The organism is Nonomuraea sp. NPDC049750 (genome assembly GCF_040659625.1).
Taxonomy (GTDB): domain Bacteria; phylum Actinomycetota; class Actinomycetes; order Streptosporangiales; family Streptosporangiaceae; genus Nonomuraea.
This window is the reverse complement of sequence record NZ_JBFANB010000002.1, coordinates 528,461-545,702: the sequence shown is the minus strand read 5'-3', so window position 1 is coordinate 545,702 and position 17,242 is coordinate 528,461. Positions and strand designations below refer to the sequence as shown.

The 17,242-nt window shown below is 70.8% G+C and carries 17 protein-coding genes; 9 read left to right on the top strand and 8 right to left on the bottom strand.

Going from position 1 to position 17,242, the window contains the following annotated elements; all coding sequences use genetic code 11:
- Positions 1–72: 72 nt before the first annotated feature.
- Positions 73–1,113: an LLM class F420-dependent oxidoreductase gene (locus AB0J16_RS07730; protein ID WP_358535746.1), complete on the bottom strand. Its 1,041-nt coding sequence runs from the start codon at positions 1,111–1,113 to the stop codon at positions 73–75.
- 196 nt (positions 1,114–1,309) lie between these two features.
- Here AB0J16_RS07730 and AB0J16_RS07725 point away from each other — a divergent pair, with 196 nt between their 5' ends.
- The 9 genes from AB0J16_RS07725 (at position 1,310) to AB0J16_RS07685 (ending at position 10,403) form a co-directional block, all read left to right on the top strand.
- Positions 1,310–2,092, top strand: a complete 783-nt coding sequence (locus AB0J16_RS07725; RefSeq protein WP_358535744.1) for an ABC transporter ATP-binding protein — start codon at positions 1,310–1,312, stop codon at positions 2,090–2,092.
- Complete coding sequence (locus AB0J16_RS07720) at positions 2,089–2,892, top strand: ABC transporter ATP-binding protein (protein ID WP_358535742.1); 804 nt, start codon at positions 2,089–2,091, stop codon at positions 2,890–2,892. The genes AB0J16_RS07725 and AB0J16_RS07720 overlap by 4 nt, the downstream gene beginning before the upstream one ends.
- Complete coding sequence (locus AB0J16_RS07715) at positions 2,889–3,779, top strand: branched-chain amino acid ABC transporter permease (protein WP_358535740.1); 891 nt, start codon at positions 2,889–2,891, stop codon at positions 3,777–3,779. Before AB0J16_RS07720 ends, AB0J16_RS07715 begins: the two co-directional genes overlap by 4 nt.
- Complete coding sequence (locus tag AB0J16_RS07710) at positions 3,772–4,887, top strand: branched-chain amino acid ABC transporter permease (protein ID WP_358535738.1); 1,116 nt, start codon at positions 3,772–3,774, stop codon at positions 4,885–4,887. Before AB0J16_RS07715 ends, AB0J16_RS07710 begins: the two co-directional genes overlap by 8 nt.
- Positions 4,884–6,125 (top strand): ABC transporter substrate-binding protein, encoded by a 1,242-nt coding sequence (locus AB0J16_RS07705; RefSeq protein ID WP_358535736.1) that lies wholly within the window; start codon positions 4,884–4,886, stop codon positions 6,123–6,125. Before AB0J16_RS07710 ends, AB0J16_RS07705 begins: the two co-directional genes overlap by 4 nt.
- A gap of 75 nt (positions 6,126–6,200) precedes the next feature.
- Complete coding sequence (locus AB0J16_RS07700) at positions 6,201–6,839, top strand: TetR/AcrR family transcriptional regulator (protein WP_358535734.1); 639 nt, start codon at positions 6,201–6,203, stop codon at positions 6,837–6,839.
- A gap of 78 nt (positions 6,840–6,917) precedes the next feature.
- Entirely contained in the window at positions 6,918–8,066 is a 1,149-nt protein-coding gene (locus AB0J16_RS07695; protein WP_358535732.1) for an acyl-CoA dehydrogenase family protein, read from the top strand.
- Positions 8,067–8,115: 49 nt separating this feature from the next.
- A complete protein-coding gene (locus AB0J16_RS07690) occupies positions 8,116–8,877 on the top strand; it encodes a crotonase/enoyl-CoA hydratase family protein (RefSeq protein WP_358535730.1) in 762 nt (253 codons plus the stop codon).
- Between the two features lie 20 nt (positions 8,878–8,897).
- Positions 8,898–10,403: a long-chain-fatty-acid--CoA ligase gene (locus AB0J16_RS07685; RefSeq protein ID WP_358535728.1), complete on the top strand. Its 1,506-nt coding sequence runs from the start codon at positions 8,898–8,900 to the stop codon at positions 10,401–10,403.
- On the opposite strand, the gene AB0J16_RS07680 is transcribed toward AB0J16_RS07685, so the two are convergent.
- The 7 genes from AB0J16_RS07680 to AB0J16_RS07650 all read right to left on the bottom strand — a co-directional run bounded on the left by AB0J16_RS07680 (position 10,378) and on the right by AB0J16_RS07650 (position 17,234).
- Entirely contained in the window at positions 10,378–10,863 is a 486-nt protein-coding gene (locus AB0J16_RS07680) for a MaoC family dehydratase (RefSeq protein ID WP_358535727.1), read from the bottom strand. The two genes, AB0J16_RS07685 and AB0J16_RS07680, sit on opposite strands and share 26 nt — an antisense overlap.
- Complete coding sequence (locus AB0J16_RS07675; protein WP_358535725.1) at positions 10,860–12,071, bottom strand: acetyl-CoA C-acetyltransferase; 1,212 nt, start codon at positions 12,069–12,071, stop codon at positions 10,860–10,862. The genes AB0J16_RS07680 and AB0J16_RS07675 overlap by 4 nt, the downstream gene beginning before the upstream one ends.
- On the bottom strand, positions 12,064–12,936 hold the full coding sequence (locus AB0J16_RS07670) for a MaoC family dehydratase N-terminal domain-containing protein (protein ID WP_358535723.1): 873 nt from the start codon (positions 12,934–12,936) through the stop codon (positions 12,064–12,066). The genes AB0J16_RS07675 and AB0J16_RS07670 overlap by 8 nt, the downstream gene beginning before the upstream one ends.
- On the bottom strand, positions 12,933–13,673 hold the full coding sequence (fabG, locus tag AB0J16_RS07665) for a 3-oxoacyl-ACP reductase FabG (RefSeq protein WP_358535721.1): 741 nt from the start codon (positions 13,671–13,673) through the stop codon (positions 12,933–12,935). The genes AB0J16_RS07670 and fabG overlap by 4 nt, the downstream gene beginning before the upstream one ends.
- A 42-nt stretch (positions 13,674–13,715) precedes the next feature.
- On the bottom strand, positions 13,716–14,870 hold the full coding sequence (locus AB0J16_RS07660) for an acyl-CoA dehydrogenase family protein (RefSeq protein WP_358535719.1): 1,155 nt from the start codon (positions 14,868–14,870) through the stop codon (positions 13,716–13,718).
- Positions 14,867–16,009, bottom strand: coding sequence for an acyl-CoA dehydrogenase family protein (locus AB0J16_RS07655; RefSeq protein ID WP_358535717.1), 1,143 nt, complete (start codon positions 16,007–16,009; stop codon positions 14,867–14,869). Before AB0J16_RS07655 ends, AB0J16_RS07660 begins: the two co-directional genes overlap by 4 nt.
- Positions 16,010–16,091: 82 nt before the next feature.
- Complete coding sequence (locus AB0J16_RS07650; RefSeq protein ID WP_358535715.1) at positions 16,092–17,234, bottom strand: CaiB/BaiF CoA-transferase family protein; 1,143 nt, start codon at positions 17,232–17,234, stop codon at positions 16,092–16,094.
- Positions 17,235–17,242 lie beyond the last annotated feature (8 nt).

The following is a 17,242-nucleotide window of genomic DNA, read 5'->3' as shown; positions in this document are numbered from 1 at the left end:
ACCACCCCCGTGCGTCATGCGGGGGTGGTGTTTTTTCTTTCTGCCGACTGGAACAACCGCCATCCGAGCAGGTCAGGGCATGAGATCGCGGAGCTGTTCGATCGCGGCGACCCGCTCGGCGGCCGTGTCCGCGAGGGGCTTGACGCTGACCGTGGTGATGCCGCATTCGGCCAGCTCGGCGACCCGTTCGGCCACGTACTCCGGCGACCCGACGAGGGATGTGGCACGCAGCAGGTCCTCGGGCACCGCGGCCTCGGCCTCCTGCTTGCGACCCGACAGGTAGAGGTCCTGGATCAGCTCGGCCTCGCGCTCGTAGCCGTACCGGCGGGCCAGGGTGTTGTAGAAGTTCTTGCCACGGGCGCCCATCCCGCCGATGTAGAGCGCGAGAGCCTTGCGGCCCCGGTCGAGCAGGTGGTCGACATCGGCGCCGATGGCCAGGTTCATGGTGACGACGATGTCCAGCGGGCCCAGACCCGGGTCACGGAGCGCCTGCCCGGCGTCGAGCGAGGCTCCCCACACCTCGCGCAGCTTGGCCGGGTGTACGAAGATCGGTAGCCAACCCTCGGCGATCTCGGCGGCGAGCTGGACGTTCTTGGGCCCGATGGCGGCCAGCATGACCGGGACGCGCTCGCGTACCGGGTGGTTGATGATCTTCAGCGGCTTGCCCAGGCCGGTTCCGCGCTCGGCCGACAGCGGGAGCTCGTAGTGGGCGCCGTCGTGGACGACTTCCTCGCGGCTCCATACCTTGCGGCAGATCTCCACGATCTCGCGGGTACGGGCGATCGGCGCGTCGTACGGCACCCCGTGGAAGCCCTCGACCACCTGCGGCCCGGACGCACCGATGCCGAGGGTGAACCGGCCGTCCGACACGTAGTCCAGCCCGGCCGCGGTCATCGCCAGGAGCGACGGCGTACGGGTGTAGATCGGCAGGATCGCCGAGGCCAAGTGCATCCGGTCGGTGACCGAGGCCAGGTACCCGAGCTGGCTCACGGCGTCGAAGGAGTACGCCTCCGCCACGAAGGCGATCTCGACTCCGGCGGCCTCCAGATCGCGCAGGCCGACGGCGGCCTGCTTGAAGCCGCCGCTGTAGGCGAGGGTCGTGCCGATACGCATGGCAAACCTCCTGGTCTGAGGGGGTGCCGGACCTTCGCGAACCCGCACCATCGGGCCGGAGCTCCGGTGAGAACCGGCTCCGGCAACTGTTGACGCTTGTCTCAGTGGTCACCTACATTACTCGTACTTAACGAACGATCGATAGCCCCTACTTAACGAACGATCGATGCATTGCTCGGCACATCGAGGAGGCCGGATGCTCGACATCGAAGGACTCGTCGTCCGCTACGGCGCACGCGAGCCGGTCCATCACGGAGTGAGTCTCGAAGTGGCCGAGGCAGGCGTGATCGCGCTGCTCGGAGCCAACGGAGCGGGCAAGACCTCCCTCATGCGCGCCGTCTCGGGCACGCTGCCGTTGCACGGAGGATCCGTCGCCGCGGGGTCGATCCGGTTTCTCGGGCAGGAGATCGCCGGGGCCGACCCGGCCTCCGTCGTGGCCCAGGGGCTGGTGCAGGTCCCCGAGGGACGGCACGTGTTCGGCGCTCTCACCGTGGAGGAGAACCTCGACGCGGGCGGCATCACCGTCCGCTCGCGCGAGGCTCGGGCACGTACCCGGCGTCAGCTGTTCGAGATGTTCCCCCGGCTGGCCGAGCGGCGCAAACAGCGCGCCGGGACGCTGTCCGGCGGAGAGCAGCAGATGCTGGCCATCGCCCGCGCGCTGATGGCCCAGCCGAAGCTGCTGCTGCTCGATGAGCCGTCGCTCGGCCTGGCGCCACTGCTGGTCAAGCGGATCGGCGAGACTGTGCGCGACATCAGCCGCGAGGGCGTGCCCGTGCTACTGGTGGAACAGAACGCGGCCATGGCGCTGTCCGTCGCGCATCGAGCGTACGTGCTGGAACTGGGCCGGGTGGTGCTGAGCGGACCTGCCGACGAGCTGTCGCGCAGCGACGAGGTGCGCCGCCTGTACCTCGGCGAAGAGAGCGGCCCGCGTCCGGGCGAGGCCAGGCCCGTGCCCGAGTTGGGCAGGTGGACGGCATGAGCCCGCCCCGCCTGGCGGTGGAGGAGGTGAGCCTGGCCTTCAGCGGCCTGCTAGCGCTGGACGAGGTCTGCTTCACCGTCGAGCCGGGTACGGTGCACGCGGTCATCGGCCCCAACGGCGCGGGTAAGTCGTCGCTGCTCAACACGCTGTGCGGCATCTATCCCGTGACCGGCGGGCGCATCCTGCTCGACGAGCACGAGGTGACCCGGTTGCGGACCGACCGGATCGCGGCGCTGGGGGTCGGCAGGACCTTCCAGAACATCGTGGTCTCACCGCAGGAGTCGGTGCTGGACAACCTGATGGTCGGACGGCATCGGCTGACCAGCGCGGGGCTGGTGGCGACCGCGTTGTGGCTGGGCCGCCGCGAACAGCGCCGCCACGAGGAGCGGGTACGGGAGATCGCCCACTTCGTCGGTCTCTCGGCGCGGCTGGACAGCACCGCCGGGCTGCTGGCCTACGGCGATCTCAAGCGCCTGGAGTTCGCCAGGGCGCTGTGCCTGGAGCCGCGTCTGCTCATCCTCGACGAACCGGTCGCGGGACTGAACGCCACGGAGAGCTGGGAGCTGGGACAGCTCGTCCTCACGGCGCGCAAGGCCCTCGACCTCACCGTCGTCTTCGTCGAGCACGACATGGGCGTGGTCATGTCGATCGCCGACCGGATCACGGTGCTCGACTTCGGCCGGGTCGTCGCCGAGGGACTGCCCGCCGAAGTGCGCCGCGACCCGATCGTGGTCAGTGCCTACCTCGGCGCACCCGACCAGCCCGATGCCACCCCCCAGGCGGAGAGGACGCAACAATGACCCGCCTCCTGGAACTGCTCATCAACGGCGTGTCCCTGGGCCTGCTGTACGCGCTCATCACGCTCGGGTTCGTCATCGTCTTCAAGGCCACCCGGGTGGTCAACTTCGCGCACGCGTCGTTCCTGCTGCTCGGCGTGTACGTGATCGCCTCCGCCCAGCCGAGCATCGGGTTCGCCGCGGCGGTGCTGCTCGGCCTGGCCGTCGCGGGCCTGCTGGGCCTGGCGACCGAGCGGCTGCTGCTGTCACGCGTCGACCGGCGCAACCACCACGCGATGGCGATCCTGACGATCGGCCTGAACGTCGTGCTGACCGCCGAGCTGACCCGGCGCCTCGGGGAGGCCGTGCTGCCGCTCGGCGCGCCGTGGGACGGCCACGTGGTCAAGCTCGGCCCGCTGACGCTTCCGCTCACGGTGGTCATCACCGTGGTGGCCGTGCCGGTGCTGATCGGCGGCCTCACCGCGCTGCTCACGCTGACCGGCTGGGGCTTGGCCATGCGGGCGTCCATCGCCGACGCCGAAGGCGCGGCACTGGTGGGCATCCGCCTGCGCCGGGTCTCCGCCGCCGCCTGGGTGCTGGCCGGGCTGCTGGCCACCGCGGCCGGCATCGGGCTGGCCTCCTTCCCCAGCCCGGGCGTCAGCCTGAGCATCGAGTCCGTCGCGATCGCCGCCTTCCCCGCGGCCATCATCGGCGGGTTCGACTCGCTCGGCGGGGCCATCGCGGGCGGGCTCATCGTCGGGGTCGTCCAGGTGCTCGTCGCCGGGAACCAGGACTCGCTGTCCTTTCTCGGGCTCGGCGTCGGCGACGTCGTGGCCTATCTCGTAATGATCGTCGTGCTGCTGTGGCGGCCGTCCGGACTGTTCGGGTCGAAGGAGTTCAGCCGTGTCTGACGCCACCGCCACCGCTGCCGCCATCGCCCCCCGCGCGGTGCCGCGCCGGCTGCTGGGCGCCCTCCTCCTGGCCGCCGCCGTCGTTGTACTGCTGGCGCTACCGCTGTACCTGGAGGCGTTCTGGCTGCGTATCGGCCTGTTCTCGATGGCCACGGCGGTCGGGGCGCTCGGCCTGACGATTCTGTTCGGGGCGGCGGGGCAACTCTCGCTCGGCCACGCGTTCTTCGTCGCGGTCGGCACGTACGGGTACGCGTTCCTGTCCGGCGGCGACACAGGCCACGTCAAGGGCCTGGGGCTGTCCCCGCTCGTCGCGGCCGTCCTCGCCATCCTGCTGGCCGGGGTGTGCGGCCTGCTGTTCAGCCCGGTCGCCAGCAGGCTGCGCGGTATCTATCTCGGGATCGCCTCGCTAGGGCTGGTCTTCCTCGGCCATCACCTGCTGCTGAACCTGCGCCCGGTCACCGGGGGTTACGACGGGCGCTCGGTCACGCCGTTCTCGCTGGGCGGGTTCGTCTTCTCCGACTCCTCCGGCCTCGCCGTGCTCGGCGTGCCGTTCGGGGCCGTGGAAAGCCTGTGGTACCTGTTCCTGGCGGTCACCGCCGTGGCGACGCTCGTGGCGCGCAACGTGCTGCGCGGCCGTCCCGGCAGGGCGTTCCGCCTGATGCGCGACAACGAGGTGGGGGCCGCCGCGATGGGTGTGCGGGTTCAGCGCGCCAAGGCCTCCGCGTTCGTCCTGTCCTCGATGTACGCCGGGGTCGCCGGCGTGCTCACCGCGCTGGCCTTCCAGCGCGCCGTTCCCGACTACTTCGACCTCGGCCTGTCCATCGACTTCCTCGCGATGATCATCCTGGGCGGGCTCGGCTCGACGTCCGGCGCGATCGTCGGCGCGACGTTCGTGGTCGCGCTGCCGATCGTGCTGTCCCGGTACGCGGACGCGCTGCCCCTGGTCGTCGGCCCCGGCCAGGACGGGCTCGACGCGTCGATCGCCGCGCAGTTCGTCTACGGCGCGCTCGTGGTGGTCGTCATGCTCACCCAGCCCGGCGGGCTGCGCGCGATGGTGCACGGCCTGCGCGAGCGCCGCCGTCCCCCCTATTCAAGGAGAACCCCGTGAAGCGGTCCCGTCCACGCGTCGTCTCAGCCGCCGCCCTCGCGCTCGCCCTGGCCGTCACCGGCTGTTCGAGCAAGGTCACCTCGTCCTCGAAGGGCACCACCCCCGGCGTCACCGACACCACCATCAAGCTGGGCATGCTGATGGACCTGTCCGGCGCGTTCGCCACCTCCGGCAAGACCAGTAACACCGCCAGCCAGTTCGCCGTGGACGAGATCAACGCGGCGGGCGGCGTGTGCGGCAGGAAGATCGAGCTGGTCGTCCGTGATCACGCCTATGACGTGCAGAAGGCGGTCACGGCCTACGACGAGGTCGCGCCGCAGGTGCTCGGCTTCCTCAACGTCTACGGCTCGGCGGTCACCGGGGCACTGCGGGACAAGATCTCCGCCAACGACATGCTGGTCGGCCTGACGGCGTTCGCGCCCACGCTGCTCGGCGACCCGCACCTCCTCGTGGTCGGCTCCACATACGACATCCAGGCGATCAACGCCGTCGACTGGCTGGTGCGCGAGGGCAAGCTGAAGAAGGGCGACACCCTCGGGCACATCTACCTGCAGGGCGAGATCGGCGAGAACAGCCTCAAGGGCAGCACGTACGCCACCCAGCAGCTCGGGCTCAAGCTGGCGAGCCAGCAGATCAAGCCGACCGACGCCGACCTCACCAGCCAGGTGAACGCGGTGAAGGCGGCCGGTGCCAAGGCGATCCTGCTGGACTCCACGGCCAAGCAGACGGCGGCGGTGGTCAGCGCGGCTCAGGCCGCCGGACTGGACGTGCCGGTCGTGGGCAACGTCGCGTCGTTCGCCGCGAGCCTGCTGTCCACATCGGCGGCGCCCGCCCTGCTCAAGCAGTACTACCGGGTCTCGGGCATCGGGCTGCTCAGCGCGCGGACGCCCGCGGTGCAGAAGCTCGCCGAGAAGTGGAAGGCCAAGTTCGGCGCGCAACAGCCCGAGTCGGGTGGCGCGGTCGTGCTCTCCTACTTCTCCACCCACCTGTGGGCGAAGATCATCGGCGGGACGTGCGACGACCTGACGCGCAAGGGGGTGCTCGCGGCCCGCGCCAAGGTGACCGGCTTCAGCATGGACGGGCTCGGCCCGGCGCTGGACCTGTCCGACCCAGCACAGCCGAGCTCGCGGCAGAGCCAGATCCACCGTCCTGACAAGTCCGCCTATGCCGGGATGGAGATGGTCGAGGACTTCAAGGTCTCCGACCTCGCCAAGCAGTACCAGATCAAGGCGAGCTAGCCGGCCCCTCCTCGGCGGGCCGCCCTGGATGGCGGGGATGATCCGATGTTGGAAGCACTGGAATAGGATGTGACGATGGCGACACGCGGCACGGCCGATGCGGCGGATCGGCAGCCCCGGGCGGTGCCTCGGGGCAACGGGCTCGCCGCGATCATGCGGTCGGCCCGCGACATCTTCGCCGAGCGCGGCTACCACGCCGCCTCGATCCGGGATATCGCCAAGGGGGCGGGCCTGAGCCTGTCGGCCCTCTACCACTACCACGCCGGCAAGCAGGAGCTGCTCCACGCGCTGCTGGAGGACGCGCTCGAAGACTGCTTCCGCGGCTGCCAGACGGCGCTGTCCACCGCCGGGGACGACCCGGCGGCGCGGCTGGGCGCCTTCGTGCGGGCGACGGTGGAATATCGGGTGCGGCGGCAGGTCGACAGCCTGCTCGCACTGCGGGAGATCCGCAATCTGGAGCCTGACCGGATGGAGCGCTTCGTCGAGCGGCGCGACGCGCTGTCCGGGCTGCTGCGGGAGATCATCGACGACGGCGTGGCGTGCGGCGTGTTCGCCACCCCGTACCCCGACGAGGCGCAGCGGGGGATCCTGGCGATGTGCAACGCGGTCGCCCAGTGGTATCAGCCGTCCGGTGACATCGGCGTCGGCGACCTGATGGAGCGATACGTGCACTTGTCGCTCTCCCTCGTGGAGTGCCGCGACGCCAAGGGCTGAGGCGGCCGGAGTCCGGACGACAGCCGCGCGAGCATGCAGCCAACTTAACGATCGTTCGATAATATAGGCAGGGAGCAGATGCGACGCACCGTCTTCGACGAAGACCATGAGGCGTTCCGGGCCATCGTCCGCGACTTCCTCGCCCGCGAGGTCGTCCCGGTCTTCCCGGAGTGGGAGAAGGCCGGGGCGGCACCCCGCGACTTCTACCGGCAGGTGGGCAAGCTGGGCATCCTCGGCATGCTGGTCCCCGAGGAGTACGGGGGCGGCGGCCAGCGCAGCTTCAAGTTCAACGCCGTGGTGAACGAGGAGCTGGCACGCGCCAAGCTGGGCCTCGGCACGGTACGGGTGCACGCCGATATCGTGACCCCGTACCTGCTGCGCTACGCCGACGAGGAGCAGAAGCGCCGCTGGCTGCCGGGCGTGGCGAGCGGCGAGTTGATGACCGCGATCGCGATGACCGAACCGGGCACCGGGTCCGACCTGGCGGGCATCGCCTCGACCGCGGTCCTCGACGGCGACCACTACGTGCTCAACGGAGCCAAGACCTTCATCACCGGCGCCGTCAACGCCGACCTCGTGCTCGTCGTCGCCCGCACCTCCCCACCTTCGGACAACCGCCGTACCGGCCTGAGCATCCTCGTCGTCGAGGCGGCATCGCCCGGCTTCACCGTAGGCCGCAACCTGGCCAAGATCGGGCTCAAGGCGCAGGACACCGCCGAGTTGGCCTTCGAGGACGTGCCCGTGCCGGTGGCGAACCTGCTGGGCGAGGAGGGCCGCGCGTTCGACTACCTCGGCCACAACCTGGCACAGGAGCGGCTGTCCATCGCGGTGAACGCGCAGGCGGCCGCGGTGGCGGCGGTGGAGCTGACCGTGGCGTACGTGCGTGATCGCAGCGTCTTCGGGCGGCCGCTGTCCGGCTTCCAGAACACCAAGTTCGTGCTGGCCGAGTGCGCGACGGACGTGGAGGCGGGTCAGGCACTGGTGGACCGCGCGCTGGAGGAGCACGACGGGGGCGGGCTGAGCGCGGCCGACGCGGCCAAGGTCAAGTTGTTCTGCACCGAGCTGCAGTCCCGCGTCGTCGACAAGTGCCTGCAACTTCACGGCGGATACGGCTACGTGCTGGAGTACCCGATCGCCCGCATGTACGCCGACGCCAGAGTCACCCGCATCTTCGGCGGCACGAGCGAGGTCATGAAGACCATCATCGCCAAGTCCGTCGGCCTGTAGAGATTACCGATCAGCACAGGGGATTACCGATGAGAACAGTGGAGGGCTGATGAGCACAGTGCTGACGGATTTCGCCGACGGCGTCGCGGTCATCACGATCAACCGCCCCGAGGCGCGCAACGCCGTGGACCTGGAGACGACGAAGGCGATCGCCGCCGCGATCGACGCGTTCGAGGCCCGGCCGGATCTGCTGGTCGCGATCCTGACCGGCGCGGGCGGCACGTTCTGCTCCGGCATGGACCTGAAGGCGTTCACCCGCGGTGAGAAGCCCGCCCTGCCGGGGCGCGGCTTCGCCGGGATCACCGAGCGCCTGCCGACGAAGCCACTGATCGCCGCGGTCGAGGGCTGGGCGATCGCCGGGGGCTGCGAGCTGGCGCTGGCCGCCGATCTGGTGGTCGCCGCCAGGGACGCCACGTTCGGGCTGCCCGAGGTGAAGCGGGGCCTGATCGCCGTGGGCGGCGGGCTGGTGCGGGTGGCGAAGGCGCTGCCGTACCACCTGGCCATGCAACTCGTGCTCACCGGCGACCCGCTCCCGGCCACGACGGCGCACTCGTACGGGCTGGTCAACGTGCTCAGCGAGCCCGGCGGTGCGCTGGAGGAGGCGCGGGCTCTGGCCACGAGGATCGCCGCCAACGCGCCGTTCGCGGTACGCGCGTCCAAGCGGATCGTCGCCTCGTCGGTGCGCTACACCGACGAGGAGGTGTTCGCCGAGCAGCGGGAGGTGTGGGCCGCGGTGACGGCCTCCGCTGACGCGCAGGAGGGCGCGCGCGCCTTCGCCGAGAAGCGGGCGCCGCTCTGGCGGGACCAGTGACGGGCGCCTGGCACATGGGAATGACGATCAGCGACCAGCTCGCCCGGCACGCGCGCATGACGCCTGACGCGGTGGCGTTGACGTTCGACGGCGTCCCCCTCACCTACCGGCTCCTGGACGAGCGGGTCTCCCGGCTGGCCGGTGTGTTCGCCGAGCACGGGGTCGGCGCGGGCGACCGGGTCGCGGTGATGGCGCACAACAGCCCGGAGATGGTGGAGGCGTATTTCGCCTCCGCCCGGATCGGCGCGATCTGCGTGCCGCTCAACTTCCGGCTGGTCGCCGACGAGGTCGCCTACCAGCTTGCCGACAGCGGTGCGGCGCTGGTTATCGCGGACACCCGGTTCGCACCGCTCCTCGCCCGGACGGGGGTCGACTGCCTGGTCATCGGGGAGGCCTACGAGGAGGCGCTGCGGTCGGTCTCGCCCGAGCGCGAGCCACCGGCGGTGGACCCGGGCTGGCCCGCGGTCATCATGTACACCTCCGGCACCACGGGCAGCCCCAAGGGCGCGGTGCTCACGCACGACAACCTGCTGGTCCAGACCGTCAGCAAGCTCATCCACATCGGGCATCCGGCGGACGCCCGGACCTGGCTGATCGGCACGCCGCTGTTCCACATCGCCGGGCTGGCGGGCCTGTACGCCGTCGTCTTCGTCGGCGGCCGGGCTGTGCTCGGCCGCTCCGCCGCCTTCGACCCGGCCCAGGCCGTGGATCTGCTCGAAGGTGAGCAGGTCACCTCGTGCTTCTTCGTTCCGTCGCAGTGGCAGGCGATCTGCGACCTGCCCGGCATCGCCGAGCGCGACCTCTCGGCGCTGCGCGTGGTCACCTGGGGCGCCTCGCCGGCCTCGACGACGCTGCTACGCCGGATGAACGAGCTGTTCGGCCACGCCAACATCACCACGTCGTTCGGGCAGACCGAGACCACGGCGGTCACCACGATCCTGCAGGGCCGGGACGCGCTGCGGAAGATCGGCTCCGTCGGCGTGCCGATGCTCAACGTCGAGGTGCGGATCGTCGACGCCGACGGCCACGACGTGCCGCGCGGCCAGGTCGGCGAGATCGTCTACCGGGGTCCGTCGGTGATGCGCGAGTACTGGAACAAGCCCGCCGAGACCGCGGCGGCGTTCGCGGGCGGCTGGTTCCACTCCGGCGATCTGGTGCGGCAGGACGAGGAGGGCTACCTCTACGTCGTCGACCGGCTCAAGGACATGATCATCTCGGGTGGCGAGAACATCTACTGCGTCGAGGTCGAGGACGTGCTGGCCGCCCATCCGCAGGTGGCTGAGGTGGCCGTGGTGGGCGCGCCGCACGAGAAGTGGGGCGAGACGCCGCTGGCCATCGTGGTGCCCGCCGACCCCGCCGCTCCGCCCACGCTGGAGGAGATCACCGGGTGGTGCCGGGAACGGCTGGCGGCCTACAAATGCCCGCGCCTGCTGTCGGTCGTGGACGCGCTGCCGCGCAACGCGAGCGGCAAGGTTCGCAAGACCGAGCTGCGGCGCAGCGTCAGGGCTTCGACAGGCGCGGGGTGAGGTTCGACACGAGGAGGGTGACGGTCTCCGCGACGCAGGCGGGCTTGGCTCCCCCGTCGATCTCGATGGTGTAGCGCGTGGTCAAGGCGACGCCCGTGGCGCTCTCCCGCAGGTCGGCGAAGGCCGCCCGCGCCCGCAGGCGCGAGCCGGCGAGCACGGGAGCGGGGAAACGCGCCTTGTTGACGCCGTAGTTGACGCGTGCCTGGCCCAGGTCGAGCCGGAAGAGCTGCTGTCCGAAGTGGGGTATCAGGGACAGGGTCAGGTAGCCGTGCGCGATCGTGCCGCCGAGCGGCCCTGCCGCGGCCCGTTCGCGGTCCACGTGGATCCACTGGTGATCCCCGGTGGCCTCGGCGAAGGCGTCGATGCGCTCCTGCCCGATCGCCAGCCAGGCGGTGGGCCCGAGCGGCTGACCGAGCGCGGCCTTGAGCTCCTCCAGGGACGCGAAGACGCGCGCGCTCACGCGGTCACCCGCTCGAAGACCGCCGCCAGGCCCTGGCCGCCGCCGATGCACATGGTCTCCAGGCCATAACGGGCCTCGCGCCGGTGCAGCTCGCGGGAGAGCGTGGCGAGCATCCGCGCGCCTGTCGCGCCGACCGGGTGGCCGAGGGAGATGCCGGAACCGTGGACGTTCGTCCGCTCCAGGTCCTTCTCGCCGAACCTCCATTCCCGCATGACGGCCAGCGCCTGGGCCGCGAACGCCTCGTTCAGCTCGATGAGATCCATGTCGTTCAGGGCGAGGCCCGCGCGGTTCAGGGCGGCGGCACTGGCGGGGACGGGGCCGAGGCCCATGGTCTTCGGCTCGACCCCGGCCACGGCCCAGGACACCAGGCGGACCAGTGGCCGCAGGCCCAGCTCGGCGGCCCGCTCCGGAGTGGTGACCAGGCACAGGGCGGCGGCGTCGTTCTGGCCGCTGGCGTTGCCGGCCGTGACGGTCGCCTCGGGGTCGGAGCCGAGCATGAGCGGCTTGAGCCTGGCCAGAGACTCCAGCGAGGTGTCGGCGCGCGGATGCTCGTCGGTGTCGATGACCACCTGCCCGCCTTTGACGGCGACGGTGACGGGGATGATCTCCTCGGCCAGGATGCCGCCGGCTTGGGCTTTGACCGCCCGCTGGTGGGACATCAGGGCCAGCTCATCCTGTTCCCGGCGCGAGATCGCGTACGCGCGGCGCAGGTTCTCGGCCGTCTCCAGCATGCCGCCCGGGACGGGATGGTTCCTGCCTCCCGCGGTCTGCCGGGCACGCGTGAGGCTGTCGTGCACCGCTACGCCGTTTCTGGCTCCCCAGCGCATGTCGAGCGAGTAGAACGTGGCGTTGCTCATGCTCTCGGTGCCGCCCGCCACGACGACCTCGTGGGCCCCGGTCCGCACCTGCATGGCGGCGTAGATGACCGCCTGCAGGCCGGAGCCGCAGCGCCGGTCGAGGTGCAGGCCGGGGACGGTGACGGGCAGACCGGCCTCGAGCGCGACGACCCGGCCGATAGCGGGCGCCTCGCTGCTGGCGTTGCAGTGGCCGAGGATGACGTCCTCGATCGCCTCCGGCGCGATGCCCATACGCTCGATCAGCCCCTTGAGCGCGCTGACCCCGAGATCGACCGCCGTCAGGGTCTTGAACATGCCGCCGTAGCGGCCTATGGGGGTGCGGACGGGCTCGCAGATGACCGCTTCACGCATGGCCGGTCCCTTCGATCGTCAAGGTGGTGTGGGGGTCGGGTGAGTCCTGGCCGAACACGCCCAGGGTGAGCGTGTCGTCCTCGGTCCTCCGCAGTCGCGCGGGCTGTCCGCAGAACAGGGGCCTGCGGTTGCGGTGCCGTACGCGGGTGATCGGCTCGTCGTGCTTCTCGAGGCGGAGCACCTCCGCCAGGGCGAGCGTCATCAGCGGGCCGTGCACCACCAGAGCGGGATAGCCCTCGACGCCGGTGGCGTACGGCCAGTCGTAGTGGATCCGGTGCGGGTTCGACGTCGCCGCGCTGAACCGCATCAGAAGGGACGGGTCCGTGGAAAGGTCCCAGGCCCACTCCCCCGCCCGGGTGAAGGGGGCGCCGGCGGAGTCCAGGACGGGCACCCGCTCCGCGGACGAGACCGCTCCGGCCTCCCCGTGGATTCCGGCCTCCCGGTAGATGAGGTCCTGCCGCTCCTCGACCGCGAGCCGGTCGCTGTCGTCGTACAGGCTGGTGGTGACCACCACGACGACCAACCGGCCGGTGCGGCCGGACTTCTCGGTGACCGACTCCACGCGCGTCTCGCGGCGCACCATGCTCCCCACGGTGAGCGGCGCGTGGAAGCTCACCTCGCCGCCCGCGAACATCCGCCGGGGCAGCCGCACAGGAGGCAGGAACGACCCGCGCGCCGGATGGCCGTCCGCGCCGAGCGCCGAGGAGACAGGCCAGCGGGCCAGGGCCGGCCAGTGCCACAGCGGCGGCAGCTCGTCCCCCGGCCCGACCGGGGGCGTGCCGTCGTCGAAGATCGCCGACAGCGCCGCCACGGGATGCGGATCGACCAGCTCGGTCGTGGTCAGCGTGTGCGGTTCCCAGCTCACATGAACCGTCCGCCGGTCACTTCCAGCACCGTGCCGGTCATGTACGACGACAGCCCCGAGGCCAGGAACAGCGCCACGGTGGCGACCTCACCCAGCTCCCCGGCGCGCTGCATCGGGATCTCGGCCAGCTTCTGGTCCCACGCCTTCTGCGGCATCGCCTCGGTCATGGCCGAGCGGATCAGGCCCGGCTGGATGACGTTGACCCGCACGCCGTGGTGCGCCAGCTCCTTCGCCGCGGCCTTGGACAGGCCGACGATTCCGGCCTTGGCGGCGGAGTAGTTGGTCTGGCCGACCATGCCGACCTTGCCGGACAGGGAGGAGATGTTCACGATCGCGCCGCTCTTGCGCTCGCGCATGACAGCGGCCGCTTTCCGGGTGCCGTTCCAGGTGCCCTTGAGGTGCACGTCGATGACCTGGTCGAACTGCTCCTCGGTCATCGTGCGCATGGTGGCGTCACGGGTGATCCCGGCGTTGTTCACCATGACGTCCAGCGAGCCGAAGGCGTCGAGCGCCGTCTGGATCAGGGCGTCCATGTCGGAGGAGCTGGTGACCTCGCACCGGACCGCCCTGGCCACGCCGGGGCCGCCGAGCTCCTTGGCCGCGGCCTGCGCGGCCTCCAGGTTCAGGTCTCCGAGGACGACCCGCGCGCCCTCCTTGACGAACAGCTCGGCGATGGCCAGCCCGATGCCCCGGGCGCCACCGGTGATGACCGCGGTCTTACCGTCGAGCAGCGTCATCCGTGATCAGCTTCTCTCTCTCGTTCGATGGGCCGCGCGATCTCACTTGATGGGGTTGCGCGCGATGAGCTGCGCCGCGATGACGTTGCGCTGGATCTCGTTGGTGCCCTCGCCCAGGATCATCAGCGGGGCGTCGCGGAAATACCGCTCGACGTCGAACTCCTTGGAGAAGCCGTACCCGCCGTGTACGCGCATCGCGTCCAGCGCCACCTGCATCGCGGCCTCGGAGGCGAACAGCTTGGCCATGCCCGCCTCCATGTCGGCCCGTCCGCCCTCGTCGAGACGGCGGGCGGCGTCCTCGGTCAGCAACCGTGCCGCCCGTACCTTGGTGGCCATGTCGGCCAGCAGGTTGCCCACCGACTGGTGCTTCCAGATCGGCTTGCCGAACGACTCGCGTTCCTGGGCGTAGCGGACCGCCGCGTCGAGGGCGGCCTGCGCGACGCCGACCGCGCGGGCGGCCACCTGGATCCTGCCGACCTCGAGGCCGCGCATCATCTGCGACCAGCCCTGCCCCGGCTCGCCGCCGAGCACGGCGGCGGCTGGGACCCGCATCTCGTCGAAGACGATCTCGCACGCCTCGACGCCGCGATAGCCGAGCTTGGGCAGGTTCTTGGAGATCGTCATGCCGTCGCCGGGCTCGACGAGGAGCACGCTCATGCCCTTGTGCGCCGGTTCGGCTTCCGGGTCGGTCAGGCACAGCAGGCCGATCAGTCCGGAGTGCCGGGCGTTGGAGATCCAGGTCTTCGACCCGCTGATCACCAGGTCGCCGTCGTCGGCGACCGCGTGCGTGCGCATGGCCTGCAGGTCGCTGCCGCCACCCGGCTCGGTGAGCGCCATCGTTGCCCTGACCGAGCCGTCGGCCATCGCGGGCAGGTAGCGTTCGCGCTGCTCAGGGGTGCCGAACGTGCTGATCATATAAGTGATCACCGAGTGCCCGCCGATGGCTCCGGCCAGGCTCATCCAGCCACGAGCCAGCTCCTCGGTCACGCGGGCGAAGCACGCCGCGCTCACGTCCACGCCGCCGTGCTCGGCCGGCCCGAGCAGGCCGAAGAAGCCCAGCTTCTTCATCTCGTCGATGAACTCGGCCGGGTATTCATCCACCGACTCGTAGTCCCGCACCCGGGGCCGCACCCGCTCGTCGACGAACTCGCCGGCCAGTGCGACGATCTCCCGCTCGTCCTCGGTCAGTGCGCTCATGGCCGCTCTCCCCTCACTCCCCTGAGGAGCTGCTTGGCGATAATGACCTTCTGCACCTCGCTGGTGCCCTCGTACAGCCGGAACAGGCGGGCGTCACGGTAGAACCGCTCGACCGGGACCGTCCGCATGTACCCCATGCCGCCGTGGATCTGAACCGCGCGGTCGGCCACCCGGCCCACCATCTCCGAGCAGAACAGCTTCGCGCACGACGGGGCCATGCGGCGGTCGCTGCCGTCGTCGTAGGCCCTCGCCGCTTCCAGCACCATCGCGCGGCCCGCGAACAGCTCGGTCTGCGACTCCGCGAGCATCGCCTGGACCTGCTGGAACTCCGCGATCGGATGGCCGCCCTGCCGGGTCGCCGCGGCGTGGTTGACGCTCTCCTCGACCAGCCGCTGGGCGAGCCCCACGCAGACCGCCGCGATGTGCAGCCGGCCTCGGGCCAGCGAGCGCATGGCGGCCGCGAAGCCGTCGCCCTCGACGCCGCCGACCAGCGCGGAGCCGGGTACGAAGACGTCGTCGAAGAACACCTCGGCCGTGTGTGCGCCGCGCTGCCCCATTTTGCCGTCCTTGGGGCCGACCGTGACCCCCGGGGAGCCGGCCTCGACCGTGAAGACCGAGATCTGCTCGGCGCCCGTCTTGGCGAAGACCATGAACACGTCGGCGCGGTCGGCGTTGGTGATGAACCGCTTCTGGCCGGTGATTCGATAGCCGCCCTCGACCCGGGACGCGCGGGTGCGCAGCCCGCTCGGGTCCGAACCCGCCTCCGACTCGGTCAGCGCGAACGAGGCGATCTTGGTTCCGGACGCCAGGTCCGGCAGGTACCGCCGCTTCTGCTCGTCGGTACCGAAGTTGACCAGCACCTGTCCCGCGATGCCGTTGTTGGTGCCGAGCATCGAGCGGAAGGCCGGCGTGGTGTGGCCGAGCTCCATCGCGAGTTGCACGTCCTCGATCATCGAAAAGCCGAGACCGCCGTATTCCTCGGGCAGCGCGAAGCCGAACAGCCCCATGTCGGCCGCCTTCGCGCGCAGCGACTCGGGGATCTCATCGGTCTGCTCGATGATGTCTTCCGCGGGCACGACCTCCTTGCGCACGAAGGTGCGCACGGCCGCGAGCACCTCCTGGAACGCTTCCGTCTCCACTGCCTGTCTCCGTCCTGAAATGTTCCTGGTCTGCTTCACGTGCGGGTGCCTCGCCTGAGCCGAGCCCGCGACTCGGTCGCGCTCACCGCACCACCCCTTCCCCCAGCAGGCTCTCGATGTCCTCGGGGGTGTGGCCCAGCTCGGACAAGATCGCGCGGGTGTCCCGGCCGGGGACCGGCGCGGGCCGCGGCCTGCCGCTGGGGGTGGCGTCGAACCGGGGCGCGGGCGCGGGGTGGATCGCCCCCTCGGAGTCGGTGAAGAAGCTCTTCCTGCTCGCGTTGTGGGGGTGTGAAAGGACCTCGTCCATGGTCAGCACCGGCGTGACGCAGGCGTCGGTGCCGGAGAACCGCTCGACCCACTCCTCGCGCGTGGCCTCCATGAACGCCTTCGCGAAGCTCTCCCGCATCGCGGGCCAGGTGGCCGGGTCCCGCTGGGCGGCCAGGTCGATCCGGCCGGCGACACCGAGGACGGCCACGAGGTCGGCGAAGAACCGGGGCTCGATCGCGCCCACGGCCATGTGCTTGCCGTCTGCGCACTCGTAGGTGTCGTAGAAGGGGGCGCCGCCGTCGAGCACGTTCTCGCCGCGGTTGACGGTCCAGGCGCCTTGGGCGTACCGACCGTAGATCATGGACATCAGCAGGCCGGAGCCCTCGACCATCGCGGCGTCCACGACCTGGCCACGCCCCGAGGCGCGCGCGTTCAGCACGGCGGCCAGCACCCCGAGCGCGAGGAGCATGCCGCCGCCCCCGAAGTCGCCGACCAGGTTGAGCGGTGGCGTGGGCGGCTGGCCCGCACGGCCGATCGCGCCGAGCGCGCCGGACAGGGCGATGTAGTTGATGTCGTGCCCGGCCCGCATCGCCAGCGGCCCGTCCTGGCCGAAGCCGGTCATGCGGCCGAACACCAGCCGCGGGTTGCGCTCGGCGAGCGTCACCGGGTCGAAGCCCAGACGCTCGGCCACTCCGGGGCGGAAGCCCTCCAGCACCGCGTCCGCCGTGTCGATCAGCGCGCGTACGACCGCCGCGCCGCGCGGGTTCTTCAGGTCCACGACCAAAGACCGGCGGCCCCGGTCGAGCACCGAATTGGGCCGCGCGTCCCGGTCGGCGGGGCGGTGCACGCGGATCACCTCCGCGCCCAGGTCGGCCAGCATCATCGCGGCGAACGGGACCGGGCCGATGCCCCCGAGCTCGACGACTCGCACCCCCGCGAGGGGGCCGTGCCCAACCATCGGCCCGC

Bases quoted from the DNA above. Each gene is read 5' to 3' on its own strand.
- fabG (WP_358535721.1), bottom strand. From the start codon at position 13,673: ATGACGCTGCTCGACGGTAAGACCGCGGTCATCACCGGTGGCGCCCGG.
- AB0J16_RS07720 (WP_358535742.1), top strand. From the start codon at position 2,089: ATGAGCCCGCCCCGCCTGGCGGTGGAGGAGGTGAGCCTGGCCTTCAGC.
- AB0J16_RS07715 (WP_358535740.1), top strand. From the start codon at position 2,889: ATGACCCGCCTCCTGGAACTGCTCATCAACGGCGTGTCCCTGGGCCTG.
- AB0J16_RS07730 (WP_358535746.1), bottom strand. From the start codon at position 1,113: ATGCGTATCGGCACGACCCTCGCCTACAGCGGCGGCTTCAAGCAGGCC.
- AB0J16_RS07690 (WP_358535730.1), top strand. From the start codon at position 8,116: ATGAGCACAGTGCTGACGGATTTCGCCGACGGCGTCGCGGTCATCACG.
- AB0J16_RS07700 (WP_358535734.1), top strand. From the start codon at position 6,201: ATGGCGACACGCGGCACGGCCGATGCGGCGGATCGGCAGCCCCGGGCG.
- AB0J16_RS07660 (WP_358535719.1), bottom strand. From the start codon at position 14,870: ATGAGCGCACTGACCGAGGACGAGCGGGAGATCGTCGCACTGGCCGGC.
- AB0J16_RS07650 (WP_358535715.1), bottom strand. From the start codon at position 17,234: ATGGTTGGGCACGGCCCCCTCGCGGGGGTGCGAGTCGTCGAGCTCGGG.
- AB0J16_RS07675 (WP_358535725.1), bottom strand. From the start codon at position 12,071: ATGCGTGAAGCGGTCATCTGCGAGCCCGTCCGCACCCCCATAGGCCGC.
- AB0J16_RS07695 (WP_358535732.1), top strand. From the start codon at position 6,918: ATGCGACGCACCGTCTTCGACGAAGACCATGAGGCGTTCCGGGCCATC.
- AB0J16_RS07685 (WP_358535728.1), top strand. From the start codon at position 8,898: ATGACGATCAGCGACCAGCTCGCCCGGCACGCGCGCATGACGCCTGAC.
- AB0J16_RS07725 (WP_358535744.1), top strand. From the start codon at position 1,310: ATGCTCGACATCGAAGGACTCGTCGTCCGCTACGGCGCACGCGAGCCG.